Source organism: Cutibacterium sp. KB22876 (assembly GCF_059728865.1).
On record NZ_AP040858.1, the window covers coordinates 120,081 to 140,499 of the forward strand.

Genomic DNA, 20,419 nt, shown 5'->3' on the forward strand with positions numbered 1-20,419 from the left:
CAATGAATGACACCATTGTTGTCCTGAGGGCTAGTTCCATTACCAGAGGCACTTCTAGCCATGATCACGACCCATGAGGAATTGGGGAAATGCCACCATGAGATTTCCCTTGTCGCCATGATCATAAAGACATTGCACAATTCAGACAAAGAACTTCACACGGCTACGGATCAGGACATGCCCGAGGATCAACCGTTCGCCGTGAGTGAACCGATACCTGTCCGAAAGGGCATCTCACTCTGTTCGATCGAACTAGGTGGTCGTCCGAGTCCCCCGATGGGCATGGTGCCGGCTCTCCCCCATACCCTTGAACCCATGAGTGATGCCGCGCGAAGTGATTCCGCCCCCACCGGTCCCGTCCTCGCCGTGGACGCCGGACAGTCCAGCACCCGTGTCCGCTGCAAGCCGGGCCCTTGGGGTCCAGGGTGGATGGTCACCTCGTCCGGTGTCCGTACTGCCCTCCCCCTCGCCCCGCAGTTCGCGACCGTCATGGCTGACGTCGTGACAGCCCACCCGGAGGTCATCGGGTCAGACTGCACGGTGGCCATCGGGTCGTCGGGAGCCCGCGACGACGAAGACCCCGCTCCCGTCCTGGAAGCTCTCAAACCCTACGGCGTCGCTCGGGTGCTGCTGGCCCATGACTCCATCACCTCCTACCTGGGCGCCCTGGGCGACCAGCTGGGGGTCGTCACGGCAGCGGGAACCGGGGTCATCACGCTGGCCGTCGGCCACCACGATGTCGCCCGCGTCGACGGCTGGGGTTACGTCATCGGCGATGCCGGATCGGCGTTCTGGCTGGGCCGCCATGCCCTCGACGCCGTCATGCGCGCCCACGACGGTCGTGGCGAACAGACGGTCCTCAGCGAGACCATCGGCGGAGATTTCGACGACATCGAGGCCGCCTACCTGGAACTCCACGCGGACCCACTCATGGTCTCGCACATTGCCGCCTACTCCACCAAGGTGACCGCCGCCGCGGAGGGGGGCGATCACGTCGCCCGTGACATCTGCGTGCGCGCGGCCCACGAGTTGGCTCACTCATCCATCACGGGACTACGTCAGACCCATCTGACCGACGAGGACAGCCCTGCCGTCGGCCTGCTGGGAGGCGTCATGAGGTCCCGCCTCATCCATGCGGCGATCGTCGAGAAGATCTCCGTGGCCATGCCGGGAGCGCGCATCGTCGAACCCCTCGGAGAGGGCCTCGACGGGGCCGCAGCCCTGACGGCCGTCAGCCCTGATTCCCCGCTCGGCCAGCGCATCCACGTCGCTCGGTGACGACAGCGTCCGGGACTGCACAGTTCTGACGACACGACGACGGGGTGACCTCATGAGGACCACCCCGTCACACATATCCGGGAAACCCGGACACCCCGCTTACAGCTGGGCTGACAAGAAGGTCAGCAGGGAGCGGAAGAATTCCAGCCCGTCGGTGCCAGCCCCGGTGAGCTCCTCGACGGAGTGCTCGGGGTGAGGCATCAGACCGACGACGTTGCCCGCCTCATTGGTGATGCCAGCGATGTCGTGAGCCGAACCATTCGGGTTGTCGGTGTAGCGGAAGACGACCTGGTTGTTGGCCTCCAGAGCTGCCAAGGTCGCATTGTCGGCAACATAGTTGCCCTCGCCATGCTTGGCGGCGATGCGAATGCGCTGGCTGAGACGGAAGGCGCAGGTCCACACGGTGTCAACGCTGGCGACCTGAAGCTGCTGCACTGAGCAGTGGAAACGCCGCTTCTCGTTGCGCATCAGGGTGCCAGGCAGCAGGTGAGACTCGCAGAGCACCTGGAATCCGTTGCAGATGCCGAGCACAGGAAGACCAGCTTCCACCGCTTCACGAATGGAGGACATCACCGGCGAGGCTGCAGCCAGGGCGCCCGAGCGCAGATAGTCGCCGTAGGAGAACCCTCCCGGAAGGACGACGGCGTCAACCCCGGCCAGATCCGTCGAGGCGTACCACAGCGGCACGGGCTCAGCCCCAGCCAGGCGAACAGCCCTTGCGGCATCCTGGTCGTCAAGGGTTCCGGGGAAGGTGACGACTCCGATACGTGTCATCGTCAGTCCTCCACGCGCACGTCGAAGGACTCGATGACGGTGTTGGCCAGCAGCTCGGAGGCGACCTGACGGATCTCGTCGAGACGATCCTCCAGCCCCTCACCGGTGATTTCGAAACGCTTGCCCTGGCGCACCGTCAGGCCGTCATGGCCGAGCCGGGCGAGCACCGACGTGATGGCCTTGCCCTGGGGATCGAGAATCTCGGGCTTGGGCATGACCTCCACCACTACACGTGACATGCCACCAATCTTATCGGCACTACGGGGATCCGGCTCGTCGGGGACATCGACTGCGCCAGGAACACTGGCATCGGGAGCAACGACGGGAATCGACATCGCACCCTGGACAGGCCCCACACCACCTTCCGGCGGAAGCACGGAATCAGACGACTGTTCAGCATTCGAGACGGCGACGGTATCGTCCTGGGCCATCTGCCCGCCGGTCAGACGCGCCCACGCCTCCTCATAGCGACGGCTGGTGGCCTCGACGACCTCCTCGGGCAGAGCCGGGGGCTCCTCATCGCTGGACCGATCCCATCCCGACTCCTTGGTGAGCCAGTCACGCACGTACTGCTTGTCGAAAGAGTCGGCACCCTTACCGGGCTGCCAGGTCTCCGCGTCCCAAAACCGCGAGGAGTCAGGGGTGAGAACCTCGTCAGCGAGGACGATGGTGCCATCGGCGCGACGGCCGAATTCGAACTTGGTGTCGGCGAGGATGATGCCGCGCTCACGGGCGATCTCCTCGGCTCGCTGGTAGATCCGCAGCGAGAGGTCGTGCAGTTGGGCGGCGACCTCCGGACCAACGAGTTTCACCAGGTGCAGGTAGTCGATGTTCTCGTCATGCTCACCCTGAGGAGCCTTGGCCGCCGGGGTGAAGATGGGCCCCTCGAGCCGGGAACCATCTTGCAGCCCCTCAGGCAGTCGGATTCCACACACCGCGCGATTGCGCTGGTATTCAGCCCAGCCGGAACCCGTCAGGTAACCACGCACCACGCATTCAACGGGGAACATCTCCAGTTCCTCGACGATCATGGCTCGTCCGGCGACCTCAGTGGGAACATCCAGACTGACGAGATGGTTGTCGACGATGCCGGCCAGTTGGTCGAACCACCACAACGACAGGTTCGTCAGGATGGCTCCCTTCCCGGGAACCCCCGGGGTCAGGACGTGGTCGTAGGCGCTGATCCGGTCAGTGGCAACCATGAGGAGGCGGCCCGGCTGATCGGGGAGGCGATAGAGGCGACGGACCTTGCCCTCAGCCAGCAACGGGAGTTCGAGGTGCGGAGTGACCATGGGGGCATCATGCCACGGTTGTGGGCCCTGACGACACAGAGAGAGCCCTGATTCGTCTCCAACATAGGCATTGACTATGGAGAGCCTTTCAGTGATAGCGTTGAACTATCACTTCGTCGACCAGAGAGGACTCATCATGAGTCTCATCAACACCAAGATCGTCCCCTTCAAGTCCAACGCTTTTCGCAATGGGGACTTCATTGAGGTCTCCGACGCCGACATCAATGGCAAGTGGGCCATCTTCTTCTTCTACCCCGGTGACTTCACCTTCGTCTGCCCGACCGAGCTGGGTGACCTCGCCGACCACTACGAGGAGCTGCAGGCGATGGACGTCGAGGTGTTCTCGGTGTCCACCGACTCGCACTTCGTCCACAAGGCCTGGCACTCCGACTCCGACACCGTCGGCAAGGTCAACTACACGATGATCGGCGACCCGAACCTCCAGCTGACCCGCAACTTCGACGTCGAGCGCGAGGGAGCCGGGCAGGCCGACCGCGCCACCTTCCTCGTCGATCCCGACGGCGTCATCCAGTTCTACGAGCTGACCGCTGAGGGCATCGGCCGCAACGCCACCGAGCTGGTCCGCAAGGTCAAGGCCGCCCAGTACGTCTACACCCACCCAGGCGAGGTCTGCCCCGCCAAGTGGGAAGAGGGAGCTGACACCCTCGCCCCGTCGATCGACCTCGTCGGCAAGATCTGAGCTCCGACCCGAGCACCTGCCGCAGGGGCGATCGTCCCTGCGACGGATCCCCGGGCCGGCACGTCCATATCCCCCTACTTCCCCACCCAGGAGAATCATGCTTGACAACGCCCTGACCACCCAGCTCAAGACCTACCTCGAGATGGTGCGTGAGCCCATCGTCCTGGTGCCCTCCCCCTACCGGGGAGACGACGCCACCAAGGCATCGAAGTCGGCCCAGATGGACGAGTTGCTCGCCGAGATCGCTGCCCTGTCGGACAAGGTGAGCGTCGGTGACCCCGTCGACAACGAGCGGACCCCGTCTTTCGCCATCACCTCTCCAAGCTCCCAGAGCGACATCCGCTTCGCCGGTCTGCCGATGGGCCACGAGTTCACCTCCTTGGTGCTGGCCCTACTCCAGGTCGGTGGCCACCCGGTCAAAGAGGAGCAGTCCCTCATCGACGCGGTGCGGGCAGTCAAGGGGGAGCACCACTTCGTCACCTACATGTCGCTGACCTGCCAGAACTGCCCGACGGTGGTTCAGGCCCTCAACGCGATGGCCGTCCTCAACCCGAACATCCATCACACCGCCGTCGAGGGTGGCACCCACACCGACGAGGTGGAGGCCAAGGGCATCGCCTCGGTGCCGGCCATCTACCTGGATGGCGAGGACTGGGGCTCGGGCCGCATGGACATGGCCGAGATCCTCGAACGTCTCGACGCCAACGCCGCTCAGGGAGCCAAGGAGAACCTGTCCGAGCGCGATCCGTACGACGTGCTCGTCGTTGGCGCTGGCCCTGCTGGTGCCGCAGCTGCCGTCTACGCCGCCCGCAAGGGTATTCGCACGGCGATGGTGGGGTCTCGAGTCGGCGGCCAGGTACTCGACACCGAGGCCATCGACAACCTCATCTCTGTGCCTCACACCACTGGTCCGAAGCTGGCCGACGCCCTGCGGGCCCACGTCAATGACTACGACATCGACGTCATCGAGCGTCAGACCGCCAGCACCCTGGAGACTGCCGACGGCATGACGACGGTGCGTCTGACTGACGGCGACCTGCGTGCCCGCTCGGTCGTCATCGCGACTGGTGCCCGCTGGCGCAACCTCGGCGTTCCCGGTGAGGAGGAGTACCGCACCAAGGGTGTCACCTACTGCCCACACTGCGACGGCCCCCTGTTCAAGGGCAAGAAGGTCGCCGTCATCGGTGGTGGAAACTCCGGAATCGAGGCGGCGATCGACCTGGCCGGCGTCGTCGACCACGTCACCGTCGTCGAGTTCCTCGACGTTCTCAAGGCCGACGACGTGCTGCTGCGCACCCTCAAGTCACTGCCGAACGTCGACGTCATCACATCGGCCCGCACCACTCAGATTCTGGGCGACGGCTCCAAGGTGACGGGACTGGAATACGAGGACCGCACCAGCGGCGAGGTCAAGACCATCGAGCTGGCTGGCGTCTTCGTCCAGATCGGCCTGCTGCCCAACACCGAGTGGCTGGAAGGCGCCGTGGAGCGCACTGGCCGTGGAGAGGTCGTCATCGACGAGCGCGGTGGCACCTCGGTGCCCGGCGTCTTCGCTGCCGGTGACTGCACCACCCAGCCCTACAAGCAGATCATCATCTCGATGGGTGCTGGCGCGACGGCAGCTCTCGGGGCCTTCGACCACCTCATTCGTCAGAACCCCGCGCAGAACTGAGTCCGCGTGAACCTTCGTGATCTGAGATACCTCGTCGCCCTGGCCGAAGAACACCACTTCGGCCGGGCGGCGGCGTCGTGCGGCGTCAGCCAACCGACCTTGTCGACCCAGATCCACCGGCTCGAGAATGAGCTCGGTGTGCCGCTGGCCGTCAGGGCGGGACGACGCATCGAGATCACCCCAGTGGGCGAGCGTATCGCCCAGACTGCCCGGGAAATGCTGGTGTTGGCTGACGACATCCGGACCCTGGCCCTGGAGGAGTCCGAGCGGACGACCCGCCAGCTCAAGGTCGGGGTCTTCCCCACCCTGGGGCCGTTCCTGCTGCCACGCGTCATCGCTCGGTTCGACCAGTACGAACCGGGGGTCAACATCCATGTGGTGGAGAAACGCACTGCCAGGCTGCTGGAGGCCGTCAATCAGGGGGATCTCGACGTCGCCGTGGTGGCTGCCCCGGTCGAGGACGAGACCCTGACGGCAATCCCGGTCTTCCGGGAGGAGTTCCTGCTGGTGACGGGGGTTGACGACGAGCTGGCCCACGAAAAGGGGCCGATTGACCCCCACGACGTCTCGACCGATGGGCTCATCCTGATGTCCGAGGGACACTGTTTGCGTGACCAGGTGCTCGAGGTGTGCAGCCCATCTGGCCCGATGCCACCGAATGCCTTGTCGGCAGGATCCCTCGCGACCATCCGCGAGCTAGTGTCAGTGGGGGCAGGACGAACGTTAATGCCACGCAGCGCGGTGTCGGCACCCAAGCCGAAGGACCCCCGCATCGTCGTCCGGGAGTTCACTCAACCCCGACCTCACCGAGACATCGTGGCGTGTGGCAGGCCTGCAGGCATGACACGTCCATCAGTCCTGACCTTGATCAGCATCCTTCGGAATCTCCCCGGCGACATCGTCGAGCCGCTGGGCGTCGATGGGGCGACGCTCTGCTCCCATGGTCTGGGGAACTGAGAGGTCGAACCCAACCGCACTCCCCCACTGCCACTCGTCAACTGCGCCCGATCTTATGGCATAGGTGAGGCCATGACTGGCGCAGATATGAAAGGGAGGGCCGGCTCAACGAGCCGGCCCTCCCGCAATATTCAGATCACCGCGTCACAGCACCAGACCAGGCAGGTAGCTGGCAGCCTCCGGGTACTCCCGGACGATGTCCTCGACCTTGGCGCACAGCGCCTCTACCTGGTCCTGAGCCCCACCAGTGAGATCCAGCGGCGATGAGACCAGACCGCGCAACTGCTCCTTGGACAACGGGATCCGCGGGTCGGCAGCCAGACGGGCGAAGAGATCGTTCTCGGTCCTGCCGGTCTCACGCATCTCCAAGGCGACGGCCACGGCGTGCTCCTTGATGGCCTCGTGAGCGTCCTCGCGACCGACGCCAGCGCGGACGCAAGCCATCAGGATCTTCGTCGTCGTCAGGAAGGGCAGGTAACGCTCCAGCTCGGCCTCGATGACGGCCGGGAAGGCGCCGAAGTCACCGAGGATCGTCAGGAAGGTCTCGAAGGCCCCGTCAATGGCGTAGAAGGAATCCGACAGAGCGACGCGACGCACCACGGAGCAGGAGACATCGCCCTCGTTCCACTGCACACCGGCCAGACCGGTAACCATGGTGAGGTACCCGCGCAGGACGACGAGGAAACCGTTGACGCGCTCGCAGGAGCGGGCATTCATCTTGTGCGGCATCGCCGAGGACCCAACCTGGCCAGGCTTGAACCCCTCGGTGACGAGCTCGTTGCCGGCCATCAGGCGGATTGACGTCGCCAGGTTCGACGGCCCCGACAACACCTGCACCAGCGTCGAGATGACCTCGAAGTCCAGGGATCTCGGGTAGATCTGGCCGGTCGAGGTCAGCACCTGGTTGAAGCCGAGGTGATCGGCGACCCGATGCTCGAGATCGTCGAGCTTGGAGTCATCCCCACCGAGCAGGTCGAGCATGTCCTGGGAAGTTCCCATCGGCCCCTTGATTCCGCGAGCCGGATACCGCTCGATGAGCTCGTTAACGTGCTCCCACGCCACCAACATCTCGTCGATGGTGGTCGCGAACCTCTTGCCCAAGGTCGTCACCTGGGCGGCAACGTTGTGTGACCGACCAGCGATCGGCTGATCCGAGTACTGGGCAGCCAGTCGGGACAGCTGGTTCAGGGTGGCGACCATCTTGTCGCGCACCAGCTTCAGCGACTCCAGCACCTGCATCTGCTCGATGTTCTCGGTGAGGTCGCGGCTCGTCATGCCCTTGTGGATGTGCTCATGGCCGGCCAGGGCGTTGAACTCCTCGATCCGAGCCTTGACGTCGTGTCGCGTGACGGCCTCACGCTCGGCGATCGAGTCCAGATCGACGTTGTCGAGAACAGTCTGGTAGTCGGCCAACACCTGCTCGGGATCGTCGCCCCCGAAGCTGACGCCGAGGTCCGCCTGGGCCTCGAGGACGGCCAGCCATAGCCTGCGCTCGGCACGGATCTTGTTCTCCGGCGTCCAGATGGAGCGCATCGCCGAAGAGGCGTAACGGGTGGCAAGGATGTTGGGAACGCTCATGAATTCTCCCCGTCGGTCGGGTTACTGGGATTGTTCTCGGATTGGGGCGCGAGTCCATCGGCCATCTCGTCGACGGCCTCGAGCTCAGCTGCGTGAAGGGCAATGTCAGTGCGGTGGAACCCGCCACTCACCTCGAGCTGGTCAACCCTGCTGTAGGCATCGGTACGGGCCCCGGCAAGGGTCTCACCATGGCCAAGCACCACGAGGACGCGGCCACCGCTGGTGACCAGCCCATCCCCCTCGATACGAGTTCCGGCGTGCAGGACGTCCTCGTCATCGACCGGAGCGACAACTCGGCGTCCCTTCACCGGAGATGCAGGATACCCCTCGCTCGCCATGACGACGCCGACGGCAGCTCCGCGGCGGAACCGCAGGCCATCTGTTCCGGACACGTCTCCGCGGGCGGCGGCCTGCATGATCTGTGCCAACGGGGACTCCACCATGCTGAGCAGTGGCTCGGTTTCCGGGTCGCCGAAGCGAACGTTGAACTCGACGACCTTCGGACCGTCAGAGGTTAAGGCCAGGCCCACGTACAGCAGACCGATGAACGGGGTGCCGCGATCTCGCATGGCTGACAGTGTCGGGGAGATCACCGTGTTCGACACTGTCTCGACAAGGTTGTCAGGCGCCCATGGCAACGGCGTGTACGCGCCCATTCCGCCGGTGTTGGGGCCGACCCCGCCATCACCGACCCGCTTGAAGTCCTGGGCCGGCTGCATGGGGAGAGCACGCTCGCCGTCACAGATCGCGAAAAGGCTCACCTCGGGGCCGTCGAGGTACTCCTCGATGACCACCTGGTGGCCAGAATTGAGGCACTGCTCGGCATGGGCCAGGGCCTCGTCACGGTCCTCGGTGACGACAACTCCCTTGCCACCTGCGAGCCCGTCATCCTTGACGACGTGGGGAGCCCCTAATTCGTCGAGGGCTGCCCCCACCGAATCGAGGTCACCGCAGGATCGAGATGCGGCGGTGGGAACACCGGCAGAAGCCATGACCTCCTTGGCGAAGGCCTTCGAGCCTTCCAGCCGAGCAGCCTCGGCACTCGGACCGAAACAATCGATCCCTGCGTCGCGCAGGGCGTCTGCCACCCCCGCGACCAGCGGGGCCTCCGGGCCGACGACGACAAGGTCGGCCGCAACCTCGCGGGCAAGGGCGACGACGGCGTCCTTGTCGCACGGGTCGATGGGATGGTTCGTGGCGAGGGATGCCGTTCCGGGATTACCGGGGGCGACATGGACGGCAGCAACCTGTGGGTCTCGGTGGCATGCCAGAGCGAGGGCATGCTCGCGACCACCAGATCCGAGGACGAGAACAGTCATGCTGGACACGACCTCAAGAGTAGAGGGTGGTTCCGACCGTTTCCCGATCGGCCTTGTTCCTCCCCGGCACCGGAGTGGAACACCGCATCGTCAGCTCTCAGTCGATGAGGTCGTTGAGCATGATGGACTGGTCACGACCGGCACCAACACCGATACCGGAGATCCGCGTACCGACGAGCTCCTCGAGACGACGCACGTAGGCCTGGCAGTTGCGCGGCAGATCCTCGAAGGAACGGGCCTTCGAGATGTCCTCGCTCCAGCCATCCATGAACTCGTAGACCGGCTTTGCGTGATGCAGGTCGGACTGGGTGACGGGCATGACGTCGGTGCGCTCGCCCTCGACCTCGTAGGCCACACAGACCGGGATGCGATCCCAGCCGGACAGCACGTCAAGCTTGGTGAGGAACAGGTCCGTCACCGAGTTGATCATGACAGCCTGCTGCACCAGCGGGGCGTCGAACCAACCACAGCGACGCGGACGCTTCGTCGTCACGCCGTATTCGCCACCCTCACTGCGCAGGCGCTCGCCGTCCTCGTCAAACAGCTCGGTCGGGAACGGCCCCTCACCAACGCGGGTGGTGTAGGCCTTGGCGATGCCGACGATGCGATCGATGCGCGTCGGCCCGACTCCTGAACCGGTGCAGGCGCCTGCAGCGATGGGGTTGGACGAGGTGACGTACGGGTAGGTGCCGAAGTCGACGTCGAGATGGTGGGCCTGGGCTCCCTCGAAAAGCACGACTTTGCCCTCGTCGAGACCCTTGTTGAGCACGCGCGCGACGTCAACGACATAAGGACGGATGCGCTCGGCATGAGCCAGCAGCCCGTCCGCAACGCGCTCCGGGTCGATGGAGCGCCGGTTGTAGATCTTCACCAAGATCTGGTTCTTCTGATCCAGGGAGGCCTCCACCTTCTGGCGCAGGATCGACTCGTCGAACAGATCCTGGACACGGATGCCCATGCGGTTGATCTTGTCGGAGTAGGCCGGCCCGATGCCACGTCCCGTGGTACCGATACGACGTTTTCCGAGGAAACGCTCGGTCACCTTGTCAAGGGTCTGGTGGTACGGGGTGATGAGGTGCGCGTTGGCGCTGATGAGCGGGTGAGGGATGTCCACACCACGGCTGCGCAGCGTGTCGATCTCATCAGCCAGCACGTCAAGGTTGAGGACGACACCGTTACCGAGGACCGCCGTGGAATTCGGGTTGAGGACACCGGACGGCAGCAGGTGCATGAAGAACTTCTCGGCACCGACGACGACGGTGTGTCCAGCGTTGTTGCCTCCCGAGTACCGCACGCAGTAGTCAACGCGCTCGGACATCTGGTCGGTGGCCTTGCCCTTGCCCTCGTCACCCCACTGGGTACCCATGACGACGATTCCAGGCATCTGTTCCTCCATTTCCTCGCACCGGTGTGCGGGTTGCCTCCGGTTGCAGGGGCACATGCCGCTCTGCAACCAGGCACACTTTACGTGGTCGCTACGACATCAACGGCGTCAGACCGGAGAGCGAAGGGGTTTCCTCCGCTCCACGTGGTCCTTTGTCGTCAATACGTCACGGTCGATCAGGCGACGGTCGCACCGCCCTCACCAATGGCCCCCTCGCCGGCATCGTCGCCGTCATCCGGCAGAACCGGGATCTCCAACAGATCGAGGCTTGCCCCCTCAAGAGGCAGACGCGACGCCAGCGGGCCGAAGTGCGGATCACCACGGTGTCCATCAAAGTTGACGCGCTTGTAACCAGCGTCCTCGGCCCAGCTGATGACCGACGACATCGCCGAGGCGACGGCAGCATCGCCTTCAGGCGTGTCGGCCTGCACGGTCTCTGCCACGACCGTCGGGTTCTCGTCGACGAAGACGAAGGCGACGGCTGCCGGCTGACCGTCGATGAGAGCGACCCGGGTGGCTCCCGCGTCGAGGTCCTCGAGCTCCTGCCGCAGCGCCTCATGAGCGGCCTCGCTGTCATCAACCGGCGACCATGACTCGTGCATCCACACGTAAATCTGTTCCCAGAGCGTCTCGAGCACACCAGGGGCCAGGGTTGCGCCCGAAATGGCACCGCCCGGGCCGACACTGACCTCTGCAAGGGATTCAATAGCCCGACCGAAGTGACGACGCGGCAACTCGAATGGCGGACAGGAAGCGTAGACCTCGCCGCCCAGGGAAAAGATGAAATTCTCGGCGTCCGAGCCGACAATGGCCTTGGTGGCCAGGGGCCGCTTCACCCGCTGCTGAATCTGGCGCACCAGGCGGGTGCCGATACGACGCCCACGAGAATCAGGATGGATCTCCACATCAATGAAACGACGGGTACGATGCACCACTGCGAGCCAGGAAACCGCGTACCCGACGATGCGGTCCTCGTAGAGGGCGACCCGGGCGACAACGTCGGGACGATCAATGCGATCGATCAGCGATCCTGGTTCCCCGAAGGTGATCACCTTGACGTCTTCAGGCCGCATGTCGCGGAAAACAACGTGCTCACTCATGTCGCGCTCCTGACTCTGGCGACGCCCTTGACGTCGCTGTGTCCCCATTCTTTCGCCTTTTGCGAGCCCGCGTCGACCAGGGGGGATTATCCGGCGCCAAGATCATGCAGGTCATGACATGATTAGCGGCATGTCAGACCCGAAGGATGTCGTCCACCTGGCCGATAACCTCAACCCTGCGGCGCAGCGGATGTTTGAGTGGATTCTCTCCTCGGACCTGACCCCCGGAGATCCCATTCCGATCGAGCAGGATTTGGCGACTCAATTCGGTATGGCGCGCGGCACTGTTCGTGAGGCGGTGCGGGAATTGCGGGCGCTGGGAATCCTCGAGGTCCGACGTGGCTTGGGCACCTACCTGTCGACAGCCTCCGCGTCGACGATTCGTCCGGGGCTCGTGTATCGCGGCGTCAAGCAGGTCAGCGCCGACACCGCCGGGAACAGGGACCTCACGGGGTTGCGAGAGATGGTGGAGGTCCGCGCATTGCTGGAGTGTTCGTTGGCAGCCGAGGTGACCGGCTCCATCAGCGCAGCGACCGGTCGTGAACTGCACGCTCTGGCAGCACGCATGGACAGCCCCAAGGACTCCGCGTCGGCAGATCGCCAATTCCACCGGATGCTCTACGCCGGTGTGGACAATCAGCTGGCTCGCGAGCTCATTGATGTGTTCTGGGACTCCCTCAACCTTGCCGATCTGCGACTGCCGCCAACCAACACCGTCAAGGCCACCCGTGACGCCCACGACCGCATCGCGGACTGCGTCGTCGGCAACGATCCTGAGGTCAGCCGTGACGCCATGTGGCATCACTTCGATGCCATCCGGGAGCGGCTTGCCGGGGCGACCACCCAGCGGTAACACCCACGCACCGCCTTGTCTGGCGCGTGACGAGGTGGCCTGCCTACTGGCAAGCCCCCTGTGATGGCCCACTACTTCAGAGCGTCGCGGAACCATCCCGTGATCGAGGTCGGGTGGGTGATCGCGGTTCCCACCACGACGGCGTGGGCACCCACATCCATCGCGCGACGCGCCTGCTCAGGGGTATGAATGCGTCCCTCGGCAATCAATGGGCGACTGCCGTCAAGCTCCTTGACGAGAGTCTCGATGACCTCGTAATCAGGACCATCCGTCTTGGGACGTTCACCGGTGTAGCCACACAGCGTCGTGCCGACGAGGTCAGCTCCGGCCTCAGCCGCCGCGAGGCCGTCATCAACCGATCCACAGTCAGCCATGACGACGACGTCGTACTCGTCCTTGAGACCTGCAATCGTCTGGGCCAGGCTCAGGCCGTCGGCGCGCTCCCGCCGGGTGCCGTCGAGGGCGACGATGTCGGCACCGGCAGCGGCCACGCAGCGCGCGTGACGAAGGGTCGGGGTGATGTAGATGCCCTCGTCGCCCTCCTTCCAGATGCCGACCACCGGGACGCTGACGCGCCCCTTGACTGCGGCGACGTCGGAGAGCCCCTGGGCTCGCACAGCGACCGCTCCCCCGAACTCGACAGCAGCGGCCATCTGCGCCATGGTCTCCGGGTGCCGGAGGGGTTCTCCTGGGTAGGCCTGGCACGAGACGACGAGGCCTCCCGCCATCGACGCAATGGTCCTGTCGGTGAATGCGCTCATGATCGAGTCCTCCTCGGATTGATACTTGTCCTGGCCATGATCACGCCAGCTGACCGACTCGACGCAGCACTTCCGCGACCCTCTCGACATTCTCACCCATGAGGGTAGGCAGCGGCACACACATGGTGTTGGTCTCGATCGTTCCCAACAGCTGCATGGCCGTCTTGAAGGCTCCCACACCAGCAGCCGGACCGACGACTCCCTGCGGAACGAACGCGATCTCCATAAGCTCGGTGGCCTTGTCCTGCTCGGTTCGGACCGTCTCCCAGTCGCCCTCACGATAGGCCTTGTACATATTCACGTAGTTGGTCGCGTCGACGTTCGCCAAACCCGGGACGACACCGTCGGCACCGGACATGAAAGCTCCGTCGACGACGACCTCGTGGCCGGTGAACAGGGCCAGCGGAGAACCTGCGACGCGGTTGGCCAGGGCCAGACGGCGGAAGGAGACATCGTCGGCGGAGGAGTCCTTGCATCCAGCGATGACACCTTCACGCCCAAGTTTGATCATGAGGTCGACGGGCACCTTGACGTGCACGCACACCGGGATGTCGTAGACGAAGAGCGGCAGTTCGGTGGCCTCGTGCAGGGCGCGGAAGTGATTCTCGACCTCGGTCGGGCCGGTGATCGCGTAGAACGGCGCGGTGGCGACGACGGCGTCGACCCCGATCTCCTCGGCCTGACGAATGTGACGAATGACGCGCAGGGTCTCGGTGTCGATGACCCCGGCGAGCAGCGGCACCCGTCCGTCGATGATCCGTTTGGCCTCTCCCAGGACCCGTCCGCGCATCTCGTCGTCGAAGAAGGCGACCTCGGAGGTGGAGCCGAGGACGAACAGGCCGTCAACCCCCTGCTCGATGAGGCGATTGATGAGCCTCTCGTAGGAGGCGACGTCGAGGTCACCGTCGGTCGTCAGCGGGGTGACGACGGGGGGAATGACTCCGTGGAACTTCGTGGTCATGGTGGTGTCCTTCGTGGTGTTCGCGATTGTTGTGGTGAGTGTCATGCCGACGCCATGGCGTCATGGATGGAGGTGATCATGGCCAGTCGCTGCTCGACGGTGGCATCGGCAGGGGTCTGGACCTTGATGCCCTGGTAGGACTGCACCCCTCGGGCGGCGGTCATGAAGGAGTCGATGAGATCAGTAGTCAACAGGCTGGTCGGCTCGTCGTCTCGGAGAGGAAGATGCGCGTCTCCCCAGGCCGGCCCGTACTGGGTGACTTCCGGACCGGCACCGGAGACCATCACTCCACCGAGTAGGCCGGCATCGGCGAGTCGATCGACCTGGCGAGCCGGCAGATCTGGATCATGGGACTCGACAACGCTTCGCCCCCAGTTGACCGTCAGCCGCACTCCGGTACCGGAGAGCGCGGTGATCTCGTCATCCAGGCTGAGGAATTCCTTCTCCCCCGGTCCAACTCCGCCCGAAGCATCGCAGTGCTCAATGACGGGAGTGAGCTCGGCATCGGCGAAGAGGCTGGAAAGCTCCGCCAGGGAAGCCTTGAGCGCGGTTGGCTCGGCGTGGTTGCTGGGTGCCGAATGGAGCTCGACGAATCGGACAACCGGGTGGCCGACCATCTCGTGCAGGGAACGCACATCGTCGACCAAACCAGCGATCCACGTCATTGCTCGCTGACGACCCTCCTCATCGGATGAGGCGAGCCCGAAGTGAGGATCGTTGGCCAAGTGCCCCATCGTCCCGGGAATAGCCGTGACGACGCACTGGGTGAACCGGCCGCGCAGCTGGTCTGCCAGCCAGCGCGGATCGGCGTCGACGCCATCACGATACGGGATCTCGATTCCGTCGACCCAGCCGGTCTCGCCGAGCTCCCGGTAAAAATCTTCTCGATTGGTCATGGTACGCGGCATCGCAGCGTACGCGCCGACGATCGTTGGAATGCTCATGGCATGACTCCATATCAGGATGCCACGACGGCATCGGGGTTGTTGGATGCGGCGAACTCCTCGTCCACGTGATCCATCCGGTCAGCGGAACGGACATGATCAGGGCGGAACAACTTCTGCATCCGGTATGGGAAATTGATGGCAATCAGGATGATGATCACTCCGGTGAAGGCGAAGGACAGGATGAACAGCGTCCACCCCAGACCCCAGCTGGATGGCAGAGCGCCGCCGATGCCGGTCGCCGGATCACCCGCCAGCGCTATACCGAGAACCGGGGCAATGGCACCGCCGAGGGCACCCACGTTGTACGAGAAGCCCAGACCAGCGGCGCGCTTCTCAACCGGGAAGTAGTTGGAGATGAACTTCGGCAGCAACCCGGAGATGCCCTGCCCGAACATCTGCTGGACGAAGATAAAGACACCCAGCAGGACGACCCACACCGTCGAGGAGTGCACCATGTCACGGCTGACGAGGAAGACCGGCAGCACAAGGAACTCCGAGATGAGCAAAGACGTCCAGTAGGCCTTCCGGGTACCGAACTTGTCACCGATGAACCCCGCCATGATGCAGCCAGCAGCGGCGCCGAAAGAGGTTGCGGTCACGAGGTTCGACGCAGTGTCACTGCCCAGCCCCAGAGTCTGACGGTAATAGGTCGGCAGCAGGGCCTGCAGCGGCCACGAGTAGAGGAAGGCGACGAACACGGTGATCATCACTGCGACGCCGGTCGGCCACCGCGGCCCCTCGAACTGCACCATGAAGCTCACCATGACGGCTGTAACAACGATCCACAGGAGGGCCAGGACAAACCCCGGAACTCCGCTCTTGAACAGGTAGATCACGATGAGGCATCCAAAGGCGACCAGAGCCAGCACGATGTTGATGATGCTGCGCTTCAGGTTACGGGCGAAGAGCATCGTGAACATGTCCGTCTTCTCGACGACTTCACCAGCCGCAGCTCGGGCAGCCTGTTCCTCCCGCATCTTCGCGAAGTCGGCGGCCTCCGGCAGAGCACGCCGCAGCCACAGCGCCAACGCGATCGGAATGATTCCCAGTGCAAAGAGGATTCGCCAGGTGTATGGCTCCGCTGGTGTGCCCCGTGTGAGGTGTTCGATCAGGGCATACACCTGAGCCGTCACACCAGCACCGACCGAGAACCCGGAGATGAGGAATCCTGAAGCCTTGTTGCGCAGGCGGACAGGCCACGACTCAATGACATACGTGGCCGAGGATCCGTACTCGCCAGCCATGCCCATGCCGATACAGACACGGGCGACGAAGATGACCCAGAAGGCCGGGGCTATGGCACAGACGACCGATCCGCCCGCGTACAGCAGGATCGATATGACCATGGCCTCCTTGCGACCCAATCGGTCACCGATGGCTCCCAGCAGCAAACCACCGAACCACCGAGCGATGAAGGCAGCCGAAACCAATGTGGCCGTCGCTGCCGCGCCGACATTGAAGGTGCGCCCAATTTCAGTGAGGACCAGAGTGATCATGACGAAGTCGAATCCGTCCAGCAGATATCCGATCCATGCTGCCCAGAAAGACTTCCACTGCGTGCCGGTCAGCTCATCACGCCATGACTTCTTGGCCGCCGTGGCCTCGACATTGCTCATACGCCCATCTCCATTGATTGGTCGGGATAGCCCCGTGCGTTACATTGGACATCGGATGTCCTACATCAAGGATGAATGCGGCAGATCACAATGTCAATCTCATGAGCTCACCTTGACGGCGAAAGGTCACTCCTGGTGATCGTTCTCCTGATCACCGTCGGACTCGTCCTCGCCGACCTCGACGTCAACAGCGTCATCGGTGGGCACCTCGTCGCCACGCAGCGCTCGCCAGGCCTCATCGCTCAACTCGCGCAGCAAGGTGTCGGCGTCATCGGACTCGTCACCAAATCCCAGCCTCTCAGCCGCCATCGCGAGGGCATGGAGACAGCGGAACACCCCCTGGTTCGGGAGGTAGCCCCAGTCGACAGCGCCCTCGCCGTCCCAGCCCGCATCTCTCAGCTGCTCCAGGCCGAGATCACGCCCGGTACGTGCATAGGCATAGGCCGCGACATCGGCAGCATCGGTACCGCACAGCAGGGACCCCTCAGCCAGCAGAGCCCAACACAACGTCGAGGACGGATGTTCCTTGACGACCGACATGAACTCACCGCGTCCCCGCTTGGCAAGTTTGCGGATGGCCGGGTCGGGCGGCAAGTGGACGCCGTGGTCCTGTTCCTCGATCTCTGTGGTCGGATCGGTGTTCTGCTCCTCAGCCATACTCCCAAGCCTAGGGCGAAACGCGCCGAGGCGCTCGCTCGGGCCGTCTGCAAGGGCATGTGACATAAACTTGTTCCAGCCAAATGAAAGGATCACCACCATGTGCCGACCCGTCAGATGTGACGTCTGTGGTAGGACGACCTGGGCCGGATGCGGCCAACACATCGACCAGGTCAAGGCACAGGTGCCACCTTCTCAGTGGTGCGACGGCAATCACACTGCCGCCGAGAAGTCAACACACCAGCCACTGCGTCGGCGCTTCGGAATGCGGCGCTGACTCGCTCATTCGTAGCTCAACCCTGCACTGACCTACACTTCACGGTGGTGCGTTTTCGCCCGCCGAAGTCCCGCGGCCTCGTCGCGGTGTCCACATCCTCGATCTGAACCGGAGTTCTGCATGCCCGTACGCAAGGATCTGCGCAACATCGCCATCGTGGCCCACGTTGACCACGGAAAGACCACGCTGGTCGACGCGATGTTGTGGCAGTCGGGAGCCTTCCGTGAGGGCGCCGAGGTCGAGAAACGCGTCATGGACTCGATGGACCTCGAGCGCGAGAAGGGCATCACCATTCTCGCCAAGAACACCGCCGTCAAGCACGTCATGAGCGACGGCGAGGAGATCACCCTCAACATCATCGACACCCCTGGACACGCTGACTTCGGCGGCGAGGTCGAGCGTGGCCTCGAGATGGTCGACGGCGTCATCCTCCTCGTCGATGCCTCCGAGGGCCCCCTCCCCCAGACCCGCTTCGTGCTGCGCAAGGCCCTGGCCAAGAAGCTCCCACTCATCCTCGTCCTCAACAAGGTCGACCGCTCCGACGCTCGCATCGACGATGTCGTCGAGGAGACCTACGACCTCTTCATGGATCTTTCCGAGGACGATGACGCCTCCCTGCTCGACGTCCCGGTCGTCTACGCCTCAGCCAAGGCCGGACGCGCCTCCCTCAACAAGCCCGAGGACGGTGGGATGCCCGACTCCCCCGACCTGCAGCCGCTGTTCGACTGCATCCTCCAGAACATTCCTGCTCCCACCTACGAGGAGGACGGGGTGCTGCGCGCCCACGTCACCAACCTCGACGCCTCCCCCTACCTCGGTCGTCTGGCCCTGTGCCGCGTCGTCTCCGGTGAGATCTCCAAGGGGCAGACGGTGGCCTGGTGCAAGCGCGACGGCTCGGTCCAGAACGTCAAGCTGTCCGAGCTGCTCATGACCGAGGCCCTCGAGCGCGTCCCCGCAGAGAAGGCCGGCCCCGGTGACATCGTCGCCATCGCCGGCATTCCTGACATCACCATTGGTGAGACCCTCTCGGATCCTGAGAACCCCGATCCGCTGCCCCTCATCCACGTCGACGAGCCTTCGATGTCGATGACCATCGGCATCAACACCTCGCCGCTGTCCGGCCGTTCCGGTGACAAGCTCACTGCTCGTCTTCTCAAAGCTCGCCTCGACCAGGAACTCATTGGAAATGTGTCCATCAAGGTGACCGACACCGACCGTCCGGACATGTGGGAGGTCCAGGGCCGCGGCGAGCTGCAGTTGGCCGTCCTCGTCGAACAGATGCGTCGTGAAGGATTCGAGCTCACTGTCGGCAAGCCTCGGGTCGTCACGAAGACCATCGACGGCAAGCTGCACGAGCCCTTCGAGCGCGTCACCATCGATGCCCCCGAGGAATTCATGGGAGCCGTCACACAGATGATGGGCCTGCGGAAGGGCCAGATGATGCACATGGTCAATCACGGCTCCGGCTGGGTACGCATGGAGTTCGTCGTGCCGGCTCGTGGCCTCATCGGCTTCCGCACCGAGTTCCTGACCCAGACCCGGGGTCAGGGCATCATGAACCAGATCTTCGAGAACTTCCAGCCCTGGGTGGGCGAGTTGCGCACCCGCCAGAGTGGCTCGATGGTCGCCGACCGGCAGGGAGTCGTCACCTCCTACGCCCTGTTCAACCTGCAGGAGCGCGGCACGATGTTCGTCTCCCCCGGTGACGACACCTACGAGGGCATGGTCGTCGGCGAGAACTCCCGCCCCGACGACATGGATGTCAACCCCACCAAGGAAAAGCACCTCACCAACGTGCGTTCCTCCACCGGCGACGAGCTGGAGCGCCTCATCCCGGCCACCAAGCTCTCCATGGAGCAGCAGCTCGAGTTCTGCCGTGAGGATGAGTGTCTCGAAGTCACTCCGGACGTCGTCCGTATTCGCAAGACCGAGCTGAACGCCCACGAGCGGGCCAAGGCTCGCACCCGCGCGAAGAACAGTTGACGAGCACCTGGCCACATGTCAATGGCGCCACGGTTCCTGCTGACTCGGATGCTGCGGCGCCATCCCAGGGCGAAGATCCTGCCACAACTGCACCGGAGCTCACAGGAACCAAGTCGGAGTCATTGCAGAAAAGGCGTACCATCTTGTCGTCCACATCCCCGGAAGGTGTTTGATCCATGCACTCCGCTCGCGCTGCCGGCCTGGCAGCCACTCTGGCCATGTCCTTGCCCGTCGGGATCGTCGGTACTGCCAATGCGGAGCCCTCGACCCCGCCAACCGCCACGGATTCCCCTTCGCGGCCTGCGTCCAC

At 64.0% G+C, this 20,419-nt stretch carries 18 protein-coding genes; 7 read left to right on the plus strand and 11 right to left on the minus strand.

From position 1 onward, the window contains the following. Positions 1-315: 315 nt before the first annotated feature. On the plus strand, positions 316-1,278 hold the full coding sequence (locus AC6I1W_RS00575; protein ID WP_221268337.1) for an N-acetylglucosamine kinase: 963 nt from the start codon (positions 316-318) through the stop codon (positions 1,276-1,278). A gap of 99 nt (positions 1,279-1,377) precedes the next feature. Here the strand turns inward: AC6I1W_RS00575 and purQ are convergent, their stop codons facing one another. Both purQ and AC6I1W_RS00585 read right to left on the minus strand, forming a co-directional pair. Next, positions 1,378-2,052, minus strand: coding sequence for a phosphoribosylformylglycinamidine synthase subunit PurQ (purQ, locus tag AC6I1W_RS00580; RefSeq protein WP_270236232.1), 675 nt, complete (start codon positions 2,050-2,052; stop codon positions 1,378-1,380). A 2-nt stretch (positions 2,053-2,054) separates the two neighbouring features. After that, a complete protein-coding gene (locus tag AC6I1W_RS00585; protein WP_270236231.1) occupies positions 2,055-3,344 on the minus strand; it encodes a phosphoribosylaminoimidazolesuccinocarboxamide synthase in 1,290 nt (429 codons plus the stop codon). A 136-nt stretch (positions 3,345-3,480) separates the two neighbouring features. Here AC6I1W_RS00585 and ahpC point away from each other — a divergent pair, with 136 nt between their 5' ends. From ahpC to AC6I1W_RS00600, 3 genes are all read left to right on the plus strand, one after another. Continuing rightward, positions 3,481-4,044 carry an alkyl hydroperoxide reductase subunit C gene (ahpC, locus tag AC6I1W_RS00590; protein ID WP_021107927.1) on the plus strand — a complete coding sequence of 188 codons (564 nt, stop codon included), beginning with the start codon at positions 3,481-3,483 and terminating at the stop codon, positions 4,042-4,044. A 97-nt stretch (positions 4,045-4,141) separates the two neighbouring features. After that, a complete protein-coding gene (gene ahpF, locus AC6I1W_RS00595; protein WP_063279332.1) occupies positions 4,142-5,716 on the plus strand; it encodes an alkyl hydroperoxide reductase subunit F in 1,575 nt (524 codons plus the stop codon). Positions 5,717-5,722: 6 nt separating this feature from the next. After that, positions 5,723-6,673: a LysR substrate-binding domain-containing protein gene (locus tag AC6I1W_RS00600; RefSeq protein ID WP_270236229.1), complete on the plus strand. Its 951-nt coding sequence runs from the start codon at positions 5,723-5,725 to the stop codon at positions 6,671-6,673. 144 nt (positions 6,674-6,817) lie between these two features. Here AC6I1W_RS00600 and purB read toward each other — a convergent pair whose 3' ends face one another. From purB to AC6I1W_RS00620, 4 genes are all read right to left on the minus strand, one after another. Beyond that, entirely contained in the window at positions 6,818-8,251 is a 1,434-nt protein-coding gene (purB, locus tag AC6I1W_RS00605; protein ID WP_270236227.1) for an adenylosuccinate lyase, read from the minus strand. Further along, complete coding sequence (purD, locus tag AC6I1W_RS00610; protein ID WP_462552888.1) at positions 8,248-9,570, minus strand: phosphoribosylamine--glycine ligase; 1,323 nt, start codon at positions 9,568-9,570, stop codon at positions 8,248-8,250. Before purD ends, purB begins: the two co-directional genes overlap by 4 nt. Positions 9,571-9,667: 97 nt before the next feature. Further along, positions 9,668-10,966, minus strand: coding sequence for an adenylosuccinate synthase (locus AC6I1W_RS00615; protein WP_117189414.1), 1,299 nt, complete (start codon positions 10,964-10,966; stop codon positions 9,668-9,670). A gap of 164 nt (positions 10,967-11,130) precedes the next feature. After that, entirely contained in the window at positions 11,131-12,102 is a 972-nt protein-coding gene (locus AC6I1W_RS00620; protein WP_270236226.1) for a GNAT family N-acetyltransferase, read from the minus strand. A gap of 70 nt (positions 12,103-12,172) precedes the next feature. Here AC6I1W_RS00620 and AC6I1W_RS00625 point away from each other — a divergent pair, with 70 nt between their 5' ends. Continuing rightward, positions 12,173-12,907, plus strand: a complete 735-nt coding sequence (locus tag AC6I1W_RS00625) for a FadR/GntR family transcriptional regulator (RefSeq protein ID WP_270236224.1) — start codon at positions 12,173-12,175, stop codon at positions 12,905-12,907. A 71-nt stretch (positions 12,908-12,978) separates the two neighbouring features. Here the strand turns inward: AC6I1W_RS00625 and AC6I1W_RS00630 are convergent, their stop codons facing one another. From AC6I1W_RS00630 to AC6I1W_RS00650, 5 genes are all read right to left on the minus strand, one after another. After that, positions 12,979-13,668, minus strand: a complete 690-nt coding sequence (locus AC6I1W_RS00630; protein WP_270236222.1) for an N-acetylmannosamine-6-phosphate 2-epimerase — start codon at positions 13,666-13,668, stop codon at positions 12,979-12,981. Positions 13,669-13,708: 40 nt separating this feature from the next. Next, positions 13,709-14,674, minus strand: coding sequence for a dihydrodipicolinate synthase family protein (locus AC6I1W_RS00635; protein WP_065673518.1), 966 nt, complete (start codon positions 14,672-14,674; stop codon positions 13,709-13,711). Continuing rightward, a complete protein-coding gene (locus AC6I1W_RS00640; RefSeq protein WP_117189418.1) occupies positions 14,671-15,573 on the minus strand; it encodes a DUF4862 family protein in 903 nt (300 codons plus the stop codon). Before AC6I1W_RS00640 ends, AC6I1W_RS00635 begins: the two co-directional genes overlap by 4 nt. A 14-nt stretch (positions 15,574-15,587) precedes the next feature. After that, on the minus strand, positions 15,588-17,192 hold the full coding sequence (locus AC6I1W_RS00645; protein ID WP_117189419.1) for an MFS transporter: 1,605 nt from the start codon (positions 17,190-17,192) through the stop codon (positions 15,588-15,590). Between the two features lie 126 nt (positions 17,193-17,318). Continuing rightward, complete coding sequence (locus tag AC6I1W_RS00650) at positions 17,319-17,849, minus strand: DUF3151 family protein (RefSeq protein WP_270236219.1); 531 nt, start codon at positions 17,847-17,849, stop codon at positions 17,319-17,321. A gap of 100 nt (positions 17,850-17,949) precedes the next feature. Here AC6I1W_RS00650 and AC6I1W_RS00655 point away from each other — a divergent pair, with 100 nt between their 5' ends. Both AC6I1W_RS00655 and typA read left to right on the plus strand, forming a co-directional pair. Further along, the gene (locus tag AC6I1W_RS00655; protein WP_488192297.1) at positions 17,950-18,126 is read left to right on the plus strand and encodes a DUF8730 family Cys-rich protein; all 177 of its coding nucleotides are present in this window, start codon (positions 17,950-17,952) and stop codon (positions 18,124-18,126) included. A 120-nt stretch (positions 18,127-18,246) separates the two neighbouring features. Then, entirely contained in the window at positions 18,247-20,109 is a 1,863-nt protein-coding gene (gene typA, locus AC6I1W_RS00660) for a translational GTPase TypA (RefSeq protein ID WP_117189421.1), read from the plus strand. Positions 20,110-20,419: the final 310 nt, after the last annotated feature.

Coding starts and splice junctions, on each gene's coding strand:
- AC6I1W_RS00650 (WP_270236219.1), bottom strand. CDS start 17,849: ATGGCTGAGGAGCAGAACACCGATCCGACCACAGAGATCGAGGAACAG.
- AC6I1W_RS00585 (WP_270236231.1), bottom strand. CDS start 3,344: ATGGTCACTCCGCACCTCGAACTCCCGTTGCTGGCTGAGGGCAAGGTC.
- ahpF (WP_063279332.1), top strand. CDS start 4,142: ATGCTTGACAACGCCCTGACCACCCAGCTCAAGACCTACCTCGAGATG.
- purQ (WP_270236232.1), bottom strand. CDS start 2,052: ATGACACGTATCGGAGTCGTCACCTTCCCCGGAACCCTTGACGACCAG.
- AC6I1W_RS00625 (WP_270236224.1), top strand. CDS start 12,173: ATGATTAGCGGCATGTCAGACCCGAAGGATGTCGTCCACCTGGCCGAT.
- AC6I1W_RS00620 (WP_270236226.1), bottom strand. CDS start 12,102: ATGGGGACACAGCGACGTCAAGGGCGTCGCCAGAGTCAGGAGCGCGAC.
- AC6I1W_RS00635 (WP_065673518.1), bottom strand. CDS start 14,674: ATGACACTCACCACAACAATCGCGAACACCACGAAGGACACCACCATG.
- AC6I1W_RS00640 (WP_117189418.1), bottom strand. CDS start 15,573: ATGAGCATTCCAACGATCGTCGGCGCGTACGCTGCGATGCCGCGTACC.
- AC6I1W_RS00645 (WP_117189419.1), bottom strand. CDS start 17,192: ATGAGCAATGTCGAGGCCACGGCGGCCAAGAAGTCATGGCGTGATGAG.
- ahpC (WP_021107927.1), top strand. CDS start 3,481: ATGAGTCTCATCAACACCAAGATCGTCCCCTTCAAGTCCAACGCTTTT.
- purD (WP_462552888.1), bottom strand. CDS start 9,570: ATGACTGTTCTCGTCCTCGGATCTGGTGGTCGCGAGCATGCCCTCGCT.
- typA (WP_117189421.1), top strand. CDS start 18,247: ATGCCCGTACGCAAGGATCTGCGCAACATCGCCATCGTGGCCCACGTT.
- purB (WP_270236227.1), bottom strand. CDS start 8,251: ATGAGCGTTCCCAACATCCTTGCCACCCGTTACGCCTCTTCGGCGATG.
- AC6I1W_RS00615 (WP_117189414.1), bottom strand. CDS start 10,966: ATGGAGGAACAGATGCCTGGAATCGTCGTCATGGGTACCCAGTGGGGT.
- AC6I1W_RS00655 (WP_488192297.1), top strand. CDS start 17,950: ATGTGCCGACCCGTCAGATGTGACGTCTGTGGTAGGACGACCTGGGCC.
- AC6I1W_RS00630 (WP_270236222.1), bottom strand. CDS start 13,668: ATGAGCGCATTCACCGACAGGACCATTGCGTCGATGGCGGGAGGCCTC.
- AC6I1W_RS00575 (WP_221268337.1), top strand. CDS start 316: ATGAGTGATGCCGCGCGAAGTGATTCCGCCCCCACCGGTCCCGTCCTC.